This is a genomic window from Haloferula rosea (assembly GCF_016595525.1).
Taxonomy (GTDB): Bacteria; Verrucomicrobiota; Verrucomicrobiia; order Verrucomicrobiales; family Akkermansiaceae; genus Haloferula; species Haloferula rosea.
In genome coordinates, this window is record NZ_JAENII010000001.1 from 346,649 (window position 1) to 356,108 (window position 9,460).

Here is a 9,460-nt window from a genome sequence, read left to right on the forward strand (position 1 = left end):
TGAAAAGGTTTCGGGGTCAAAAAATGACTGGGAGTCAAAATGAATGCAGCAAAAGATCAGGGGTTTCAGGATGTGCCGAAGAACTGGCGGAAGCGTTCGTCGTAGGTTTCGATATTCTGATCTCCGAACAGGGCCTGCCAGCCGAGGGAATCGAGGTAGAACTCCTGGTATTCCCGGATGAAACGTTTGGAGTCCTCGATTCCCGCCATCCGAACCAACTCACACTCCTCGCCCATGATATGGCTTCCCATGGTGAGGGAGGCGAGGCTGAAGGAGATTTTTTCGGCGCTGAACCGGCTCTCCGGGAGTTCCTTGAGAGCGAGTGCCTGGTGAATGATGGTATTCATCGAGCGGAAGCACCGGGAACCTTGAATCTGGTGGTTCTCCTTTCGGGAATCACTGCTCTTTTCCCAAAAGCTGGCGGACTTGAGCATCATTTCGATATGGAAATAGTCCGGGTGCTGCTCAGCGAACTGCACGCAGCTGAAACCGATCGCAGAAATCCGCTCGCGGGTGCTTCCTTCGAAGTTCGACGCCTTTTCAAAGGCATCCGCCCGGCTACGAAGCGCCCGGGTGGCGACGGCCAGAACCAGGTCCTCCTTGGTCGCAAAGTGTTGGTAAACCGTGCCTTTTGAGTATTCCACCTCGGCCGCGACATGGTCCATGCTCAGCTGCTGGAAGCCCTTCTCCAGAAGCTGTTGCTGCGCAGCATCAACCATCAGCTCCTCCCGCTGAGCCAGTTCCCGCTGCTTTCGTGTCGCCGTGGACATGGGTGAATTTATGCTGAGTCAAGTTTTGACTTCAAGTCAAAAATGATTCCTAGGTCCAATCGATGAGAGGGTGGCTCGGCCCCCTTTCTTTCGGAAAGGTATCTTGTTCGATCGCCTCTTTGTGTGCGAGGAGTCTGGCCGGAGTCGGGAAGAGAACGCATTGATTCGAGAGTTTGAGGAGATGAAGGATGCGGTCGCTGGGTGTTTGGATGGAAGTCGATCTAGTTACATTTTTTGGACCGACCCTAGCGGAACTCGTGAAGGGACTGTTGAGCGCTGTCAAAAAAAACACCCCGGCCTCTCGGCCGGGGTGTTTGGAATCAGAAGTCCTGTGGAACCTGGATCAGCTCAGTCGAGCGGCCAGCAGTTGTTGCTGGAAGACGAGTTCCTTCGGCATCAGGTCGTAGAGCTTCAGGAACAGGTTGCCTTGGTCGACCAACTCGGCGGTCCATTCGTCGGCATTGTATTCCATGCACTTGTCGAACTGTTCTTCGGTGAAGCCTTCGAGTCCCTCGAGATTGAAGTCCTCGATGTGTGGCGTCCATCCGATGGGGGTTTCGTGGCCGGCGACGCCGCCTTTGCAGCGGTTCACGATCCACTCAAGCACCCGCATGTTCTGACCGAAGCCGGGCCACAGGAACTTGCCGTCTTCGTCGAGGCGGAACCAGTTCACGTGGAAGAAGCGTGGCAGATCCTTGATCTGGTCGCGCATGTCGAGCCAGTGGTGGAAGTATTCGGCCATGTTGTATCCGCAGAAGGGCAGCATGGCCATCGGGTCGCGGCGGACGCCGGCCTTGAGGCCGATGGCAGCTGCGGTGACTTCCGAGCCCATGGTGGCACCGACGTAGACACCGTGCGACCAGTTGAAGGCCTGATAGACCAGGGGCATCGTCGTCGGGCGGCGACCGCCGAAGATGATGGCTGAGATCGGGACCCCGTCGGGGTTCTGCCAGTCCGGGTCGATGGTCGGGCATTGCTCGGCCGGGGCCGTGAAGCGGGCGTTCGGGTGAGCGGCGAGTTCGCCGCAGTCCGGTGTCCAGTCGTTGCCTTTCCAATCGATGGCGTGGGCCGGTGGATCGCCGTCCATTCCTTCCCACCATACGTCGCCGTCGTCGGTGAGCGCACAGTTGGTGAAGATCGCGTTCTCGGTCATCGAGTCCATCGCGATCGGGTTGGTCTTGTAGGAGGTGCCTGGTGCGACGCCGAAGTATCCGGTTTCCGGGTTGATGGCGTGCAGTTTGCCGTCCTCGTGGCCCCACATCCATGCGATGTCATCGCCGATGATGGTGGTTTTCCAGCCTTTGTCCGCATACTCCTTGGGCGGAATGAGCATGGCGAGGTTGGTCTTTCCGCAAGCACTTGGGAAGGCGGCGGCGACGTAGGTCTTTTCCTTTTCAGGTGACTCGAGTCCGAGCAGGAGCATGTGCTCTGCCATCCAGTCGTGTTCGCGGGCGATGTTCGAAGCGATCCGCAGTGCGAGGCATTTCTTGCCGAGAAGGGCGTTGCCGCCGTAGCCGGAGCCGTATGACCAGATCTCGCGGGTTTCAGGGAAGTGGCAGATGTATTTCGTCTCGTTGTTGCATGGCCAAGGGACGTCCTCCTGGCCGGGCTCAAGCGGAGCGCCCACGGTGTGGATGCAGGGAACGAAGTAGCCGTGTCCGTCGCGCTTCTTTTCGATCTCGCCGGCGTTTTCGGCCTCGAGTTGATCGAGGACCTTTTTCCCCATGTGGGTCATGATCCTCATGTTGACGACGACGTAGGCACTGTCGGTGATTTCGACGCCGATCTTGGCGAGTGGTGAATCGAGGGGTCCCATGCAGAATGGGATCACATACATGGTGCGGCCCTTCATGCAGCCGTTGAAGAGTGGCTGAAGGGTCTCTTTCATTTCCTTCGGGTCGGCCCAGTTGTTGGTGCCGCCGGCTGCGCCCTTGCGGCGGGTGCAGATGTAGGTGCGGTCTTCAACGCGGGCGACGTCGGAAGGCGTCGACCGTGCGAGGAAGGAATTGGGGCGCTTCTCGGGATTGAGACGTGTAAAGGTTCCAGCGTCGACCAGCAGTTGGGTCAGGCGGTCCCATTCTTCCTGGGATCCATCTGCCCATTCGACATTGTCAGGCTGGCAGAGAGCGGTCATTTCCTCGACCCACTTGGCGAGTTCTTCGTGTTTCGTTTTGCTCATGGCGGTGACAGATAAGCCGGAATCGTGTTCCAAGGGCAACCTCATCAGAGGATACGAGGGAAATCTGACGGATTCGGCGCACCTTCGTGAAAGCATGTTCGCGTTTCCTGCTATGGGCATCAATCCATGCGGATTTTCCGGGTGCCTTGCGGGATGTCACGGGCCGTGCTAATGCCGGGGCGCAGATGGGATTCAATGACCGAGATTACGCGCGGACGATGCGCCAGGGCCCGCCGCCGATGCCCCGGGTTTCCAAGACCCTACTGATCGCGAACATCGTCATCTTCCTGTTGGATCTGCTGACCCGGGCACCGGGTCAGGAATCGGGGAGGCTCAATGATTTCGGGGCGTTCACGATTGGTGAGGGGCTGCTCGGGGGGCATGTGTGGCAGTTTCTCACGTTCCAGTTCATGCACCACTCGGTCGGGCACATCCTGTTCAACTCGATCGGGATGTATTTCTTCGCGCCGATCGTGGAGCGGGCGTTCGGTGCGCGGAGGTTTCTTGCCTACTACTTGATTTGTGGTGCCGGGGGGGCGGTGTTCTACTCGCTTCTCTATTTCATCGGGCTCATGCCGACAAGTTCCCCGGCGACCCATCTTGTCGGTGCCTCGGCCGGATTGTTCGGTCTCTTCTACGCGGTCTATCGGCTTTCTCCGGATGTGAAGGTGAGCCTTCTGTTTCCACCGGTGACCCTTTCGCTCAGTCGTCTCGCGCTGTTCGTGGCGGGCTATGCGGTGGTCATGATTCTTGGGGGCTGGTTGTTTCCGACGGCTCCGCTGTTCTGGAACAGTGGGGGTGAAGCGGGACACCTCGGGGGGATTCTTGCGGGCGTGGTCCTGATGAAGTTCCCGCAGCTGCTGTCGTGGTCCGATGGGAAGGGAGGCAAGGTGATCCGACCGAAGCAGTTCAGGAAGAAGCGGGTCAAGCCGCAGTCGCCCAAGGTCCGGCCACGGACGAGCGTGGATCTGGCGACCGAAGATGAGGTGGACCGCATTTTGGACAAGATCAACGAGAAGGGAAGCGGGAGTCTAACAAAGAGCGAACGCAAGGTGCTGGAGGAGGCAACCAAACGGAACAAGTGATGAACGATCAGGAGATGATGGAGTGTGTCGGCAAGGAACACCAACTGGAGCGGTTGCGTGCGATCATGCATCGACTGAGGGCGCCGGGAGGATGCCCGTGGGATGCGGAGCAGACCCACGAAAGCCTGATCCCCAACCTGATCGAGGAAGCTTATGAGACGGTGGATACCATTCGTCGTGGTGACAGGGAGCACTTGAAGGAGGAACTGGGCGACCTGCTGTTGCAGGTGGTCTTCCACAGCGAGTTGGCGGAGGAGGACGGGGTATTCGACATGGATGAGGTGGCGCGGGGGATCAGTGAGAAGTTGATCCGACGTCATCCCCATGTATTCGGACAGAGCGATGCCGAGGGGTCGGAAGCGGTGCTGAAGCAGTGGGACGAGATCAAGCGCGCGGAGAAGGGTGATGAGGATGAGGTCTATCTGCACGGTGTGGGCAAGGGGTTGCCGGCGCTGATGAGGGCGGCCAAGCTGCAGAAGAAGGCGTCCAAGGTCGGCTTCGATTGGCCCGATGAAGAGGGGGTTTTTGAAAAGGTGAGCGAGGAAATCGTGGAGATCGCCGATGCCTTGGAGAATGGCAGTGATGAGGATGTGGCGGAGGAGATCGGGGACCTGATGTTTTCGGTCGTGAATCTGGCGAGGGTGAGGAAGCTCGATCCCGAGGTGCTGATGGCGGCTGCCAATGCGAAGTTCGAGAAGCGCTTCGCCGCGATGGAGCATGCCTTGAAGGAGAGAGGGCAAGGTTTGGAGGAAGCTTCCCTGGATGAGATGGAAGCCGAATGGCAGGCGGCGAAAGCGAGGTGAGGCTCTGAGAGCGCCCCCAGTGCCAATGGTGCGACGTCGCTGCTGGGGGAGGAACCGCGGTGGGGAAGGGGACCCGGGATTGCGGGTGTCGGTGGACCCTTGCTTTCGCAAAATATGCACAGTTTCAGAGTGCGGGTGGGTAGCGGTCGGGATGGTGGCGGCTGATGATCGCGCCGGTCGAAAGAGAACCGGCCATCACCAACCATCCAAACTACAGAAATGAAACAAGCCCTAGCCTCCACAGTGACAGGTCTCCTCGGTGCCTGCGCAGCGACCGCTCTCGCGGGAACCGTAGCCGTCGAACCGGCTGTGCTGGAAACCACGACTTCAGGATTCGAGAAGGCACGTCGCCCGATTACGAATCCGACGCTGTTCGACAACGCTCTGCCTCAGACGAACGTCCACCCGATTTTCATGTATCACAACCTGCCCGCTCAAGCGAGCATCATCGGGGGCGGCAAAGTCCCGATGGGAGGTCACGTTGAGATCTATGCGCTTCAATTCGAGTATGCCTTCAACGAACGTCTTTCCCTGGTTGCGACCAAGGATGGTTACGTGCGTTTCCGGCCGGATACGCCGGGCCTTTGGTCGGCGCAGAGTGGCTTCGCCAACATCGCGGCGGGTTTGAAGTATGCCTTCATCTATGACCCGGTGAATTCGTTCGTGATGAGCGGCACGGCGACCTATGAGTTCCCTCTTGGCAATCACGATGTGTTCCAGGGGGAAGGCAACGGGGTGCTGAACCTCATTGTTTCCGGACTCAAGGTGTGGGACCGGTTCCAGTTGGCCGGCGGTGGTGGTCTTCGCCTTCCGTTCGACGGACAGCAGTCGACCAACAGCTTTGTGAGTGCCCATGCCAGCTATGAAGTGGTGCCGTGGTTCATCCCTCTGGTGGAAGTGAACTGGCACCATGTGCTTTCCGCAGGCAATGGTCGCCCGAACTACTTCACTCAGGCAGGTGGATTGGTGCCGGTGGTGGCCACTTTCGAAGGTAATGATCTTCTCAACTTCGGCACGGCGAACGCCACCGAGAACCGGGATCTTGTGACGGCTGCCGTGGGTTTCCGTTCGCGCATCACCGAGAGTATCGATCTTGGTTTCGCCTATGAGATCCCTCTGACCGATGAGGAGAATGGGATCATCGACGATCGTTTTACCGTGGACCTGGTTTGGAGGTTCTAAGGTGTAAACTGGAGTAGTTTTCTCTGGGCTACTTCAGCTCCCCGGGCAGGTGCGCATCCTGTCCGGGGATTTTTTTGTCCTGACGGAGTGGGTTTCCCGCTTGGCGGGGTGGTCGCGCTGGCTAGCCTTTCGCCCATGAAAGACAAGGCGCTGTCACTGCTGAAGGAACTCACTGAAGCCCACGGAGTCCCCGGCAACGAAGGAGAGGTGCGTGAGATCTTCGCGCGCGAGCTGGCCGGGACGGGTGAGCTTTCGTGCGATGGGAATGGCTCGGTGATTTGTGATGCGGGTGGAGACGGCCCGCGTGTGATGATTGCCGGCCACATGGATGAGGTGGGTTTCCTGGTCCAGAACATCACCGTCGATGGGTTTCTCCAGTTCGTCACGGTGGGGGGATGGTGGCCACACAGCCTGCTTTCCCAGCGGGTCGAAGTGAAGACGCGGGCCGGGCGGAAAATTGTCGGGGTGGTGGCGTCCATGCCGCCGCATTTCCTGCCTCCGGCGCAGCGCAAGCAGGTGATGGAAGTCGATCAGATGTTCATCGATGTGGGTGCGAGCTCGCGGCAGGAGGCGATGGAGGATTTCGGGATCTCATTGGGTGACCCGATCGCGCCGGTCAGTGAGTTCACGCCGATGGCCAAGGAGGACACATACATGGCCAAGGCATTCGACAACCGGGTGGGGATGGCCGGGGCGATTCAGGCGGGCCTGCTGGTCGGCAAGGAAGCTCGGGGGAACCAACTGCTGCTTGCCGGAACGGTGCAGGAGGAAATGGGGCTGCGCGGCGCACGGTCGGCGGCGAATTTCGCGAAGCCGGATGCGGTGGTGGTGCTGGAGGGCCCGCCGGCCGATGACACTCCGGGATTTGTCCGTGTGGACTCGCAGGGTCGGCTTGGAGGTGGGGTGCAGATTCGTTTGTTCGACAGCAGCGCGATTGGCAATCCCGAGTTCGCGCACTTCGCGATCGACACGGCCAAGGCGGAGGGGATTCCCCATCAGGTGACCGTCCGTCGCAGTGGTGGCACCGATGCCGGGGCCTTCCACATTGCCAACGAGGGCATCCCCTGTGTGGTGCTCGGTGTGCCGGCGCGCTACATCCATTCGCACAATGCGGTCATCGACCTGAATGACTACCTTCACATGGTGTCACTGAGTGCGGCTCTGGCGCGTCGCCTGAATGCGGAGGCCGTGGACGGGCTCACGCGATACCTGTGAGGTCGCGCTTGCTGGAGAGGGGGAATTCATGTCAGCTCCGCCCGTGCTAGCCACCTACGTTCACGACCTGAACCCGGTCATTTTCCGCATCAATGATGCGATCGCCCTGCGGTGGTATGGCTTGGCCTATCTCGCGGCCTTCCTCGTGGGTGCCTACCTGCTCAATGTGCTTTCGAAGCGCAAGCTGTGGGTGCTGCCACCGGGATCGGCGGCGGACTTCATCGCGGCGGCGGCGATCTTCGGTGTCTTCATCGGCGGGCGGCTGGGCTACATGCTTTGGTATTACCCTCGGGCGCATGGTTGGTCCTGGATCACTGAAGATCCGTTGTTGATTTTCAAGGTCTGGGAAGGTGGCATGGCGAGCCATGGGGGCATCCTTGGACTGGTGGTGTTCACCTGGTTCTACGCGCGCAAAAAGAAGGTCTCGTGGTTCGGCCTCGGTGACGGGCTGTGCGTGGTGGCTCCGCTGGGGGTGATGTTCGGGCGGCTGGCGAACTTCATCAATGGTGAGCTCTATGGGCGGGTCGCGGAAGGCGTGGCCTGGGCGATGAAGTTCCCCAATACCCTGTTCGATGAAAAGATGGAGGAATTCGATTTCCGAGGCACGGCTCTGGCTGCCGCCGCGGAGGCTGATCCAGACCTGGAGGCACGCTTCGCGGAGTGGCCGGACCTCCCGCTGGGCGTGCAGTTCGAGTGGATGAAGGAAGCGCAGCGCTCCAACCCGGCGATCAGTGAAGCAATTGCCCCGCTGCTGGAGCCCCGTCATCCGTCGCAACTCTATCAGGCGGCATTGGAAGGGCTGATGCTCTTCGTGATCCTCTGGACGGTCCGTGTGAAGTTTCCCAAGGCGTCTCACGGGCTGCTCACGGGGCTGTTCTTCATCTTCTACGCCGTGTTCCGGATCATCGGGGAGGCGTTTCGTGAGCCGGACTCCAAGCTGGTGCTGAATGGCATGCTGACGAGCGGTCAGTTCCTGTCGCTGTTCATGATCGTCGGCGGTGGCGTGTTCATTGCGATTGCGGTGAAACGCGGCAAGGCCGAGGCGATCAGCGGGGAATCTTGAGGCGCTGACCGATCCGGATTACCGATCCGCGAATGCCATTGGCACTCTGGATCTTTCCGACCGTGGTGCCGTAGCGTTTGGACAGGCCGTAGAGCGTGTCGCCTTTGCGCACCGTGTGGTAGCGGGTCGAAGGCTTGGGCTTCGGCTTGGGTTTGGGCTTCGGCTTGACCACGGGCGCGGGTCTCGGGCTGGCTTGCACCACGGGAGGGGAGTCGTTCTTGGCGACCTGTGTGGGTTGCGTCGGCTGGGGCTTCGGCTCGGTCGTGGTGGGGACCGAGCGGCCGTTCCATTTCGACGGGTTGTCGGCCCAGGCTTCGACGTAGTTGCCACGCGAATCAAATGGACCCGTGCCGGTCGGATGGGTGCCGGAGTAGCCGCCGCACCCGACCACCGCGAGGACAAAGGCCCCGGTGAGGAAGTAGTGTGGCAGTGGCAACATGGCCGGATTATGCCGCTTCTACGCAGGTTGGCAACGTATGTTTAGGGTTTCCGAAATAATTTCATGCGTCAGAGGCGGACGCCCGGGATGGATTGGCGGGGGTGCCGGCGCGGACGTCAGAGACCAATCATGGCCCGTTCCCGATGGCTTTCTGTTGGAAAACCTTGGAGCGGGGTGGTGGGTCATGCGTCTCGTTCGGGAAGGAAGGCACGCCAAGCATCGGATTCGGCCATGGTCTTGAGCTCTTGATTCCGGGTGGTCAGGAACCGTTGCAGGTGGCGGGTGATGAACAGCCGCGCGGCGCATCGACCGAGTATGCCGAGGGGGGCGGTGAAGTGAAACTCGTCCTGCATGCGCGTGCCGCCTTGGTGCGGGTGGAATGCGTGGATGTGACGCATTGAGGCAAAGGGTCCTGAGATCATGTGGTCTTCGAATCGGTGAGGGGGGTGGAGTTCGACCATCTTGACGGTGAGGTGCTGGCGGATGCCAAAGTGGCAGGCTTCCCAAGTGACCGATTCGTCGAGCTCGAGGAGTCCGGAGGTGCGGCCTGCGATGGCGCGTTCTGATGAATGACCTGCGCTGGCCACATGGGCGTCGATGCTGCGCGCGAGATCGAAGACCCGCTCAACGGGGGCATGGATGTCGGTCTGGATGTGGATGCAGGCCATGATGATCTCGTGAAGTGAGTCTGCGCTTTTCCCGTGCTTCAGACAATGCACGAAGG

General features: G+C 60.0%; 9 protein-coding genes. 5 read left to right on the forward strand and 4 right to left on the reverse strand.

The window, feature by feature from the left end; translation table 11 throughout:
* Positions 1–65 precede the first annotated feature (65 nt).
* Positions 66–770 (reverse strand): TetR/AcrR family transcriptional regulator, encoded by a 705-nt coding sequence (locus tag JIN81_RS01220; protein ID WP_200275451.1) that lies wholly within the window; start codon positions 768–770, stop codon positions 66–68.
* A gap of 343 nt (positions 771–1,113) precedes the next feature.
* Positions 1,114–2,949: a phosphoenolpyruvate carboxykinase (GTP) gene (locus JIN81_RS01225; RefSeq protein WP_200275453.1), complete on the reverse strand. Its 1,836-nt coding sequence runs from the start codon at positions 2,947–2,949 to the stop codon at positions 1,114–1,116.
* A gap of 86 nt (positions 2,950–3,035) precedes the next feature.
* Here JIN81_RS01225 and JIN81_RS01230 point away from each other — a divergent pair, with 86 nt between their 5' ends.
* The 5 genes from JIN81_RS01230 to lgt all read left to right on the forward strand — a co-directional run bounded on the left by JIN81_RS01230 (position 3,036) and on the right by lgt (position 8,297).
* Positions 3,036–4,034, forward strand: coding sequence for a rhomboid family intramembrane serine protease (locus JIN81_RS01230; protein ID WP_200275455.1), 999 nt, complete (start codon positions 3,036–3,038; stop codon positions 4,032–4,034).
* Positions 4,035–4,048: 14 nt separating this feature from the next.
* A complete protein-coding gene (mazG, locus tag JIN81_RS01235; protein ID WP_234044369.1) occupies positions 4,049–4,837 on the forward strand; it encodes a nucleoside triphosphate pyrophosphohydrolase in 789 nt (262 codons plus the stop codon).
* Between the two features lie 219 nt (positions 4,838–5,056).
* Positions 5,057–6,019, forward strand: coding sequence for a hypothetical protein (locus JIN81_RS01240; protein WP_200275459.1), 963 nt, complete (start codon positions 5,057–5,059; stop codon positions 6,017–6,019).
* Positions 6,020–6,154: 135 nt separating this feature from the next.
* The gene (locus JIN81_RS01245; protein WP_200275461.1) at positions 6,155–7,234 is read left to right on the forward strand and encodes a M42 family metallopeptidase; all 1,080 of its coding nucleotides are present in this window, start codon (positions 6,155–6,157) and stop codon (positions 7,232–7,234) included.
* A 28-nt stretch (positions 7,235–7,262) separates the two neighbouring features.
* Positions 7,263–8,297: a prolipoprotein diacylglyceryl transferase gene (gene lgt, locus JIN81_RS01250; protein ID WP_200275463.1), complete on the forward strand. Its 1,035-nt coding sequence runs from the start codon at positions 7,263–7,265 to the stop codon at positions 8,295–8,297.
* Here the strand turns inward: lgt and JIN81_RS01255 are convergent.
* Positions 8,281–8,736 (reverse strand): LysM peptidoglycan-binding domain-containing protein, encoded by a 456-nt coding sequence (locus JIN81_RS01255; protein WP_200275465.1) that lies wholly within the window; start codon positions 8,734–8,736, stop codon positions 8,281–8,283. The two genes, lgt and JIN81_RS01255, sit on opposite strands and share 17 nt — an antisense overlap.
* A 182-nt stretch (positions 8,737–8,918) precedes the next feature.
* Positions 8,919–9,404, reverse strand: a complete 486-nt coding sequence (locus tag JIN81_RS01260) for an SRPBCC family protein (protein ID WP_200275467.1) — start codon at positions 9,402–9,404, stop codon at positions 8,919–8,921.
* Positions 9,405–9,460: the final 56 nt, after the last annotated feature.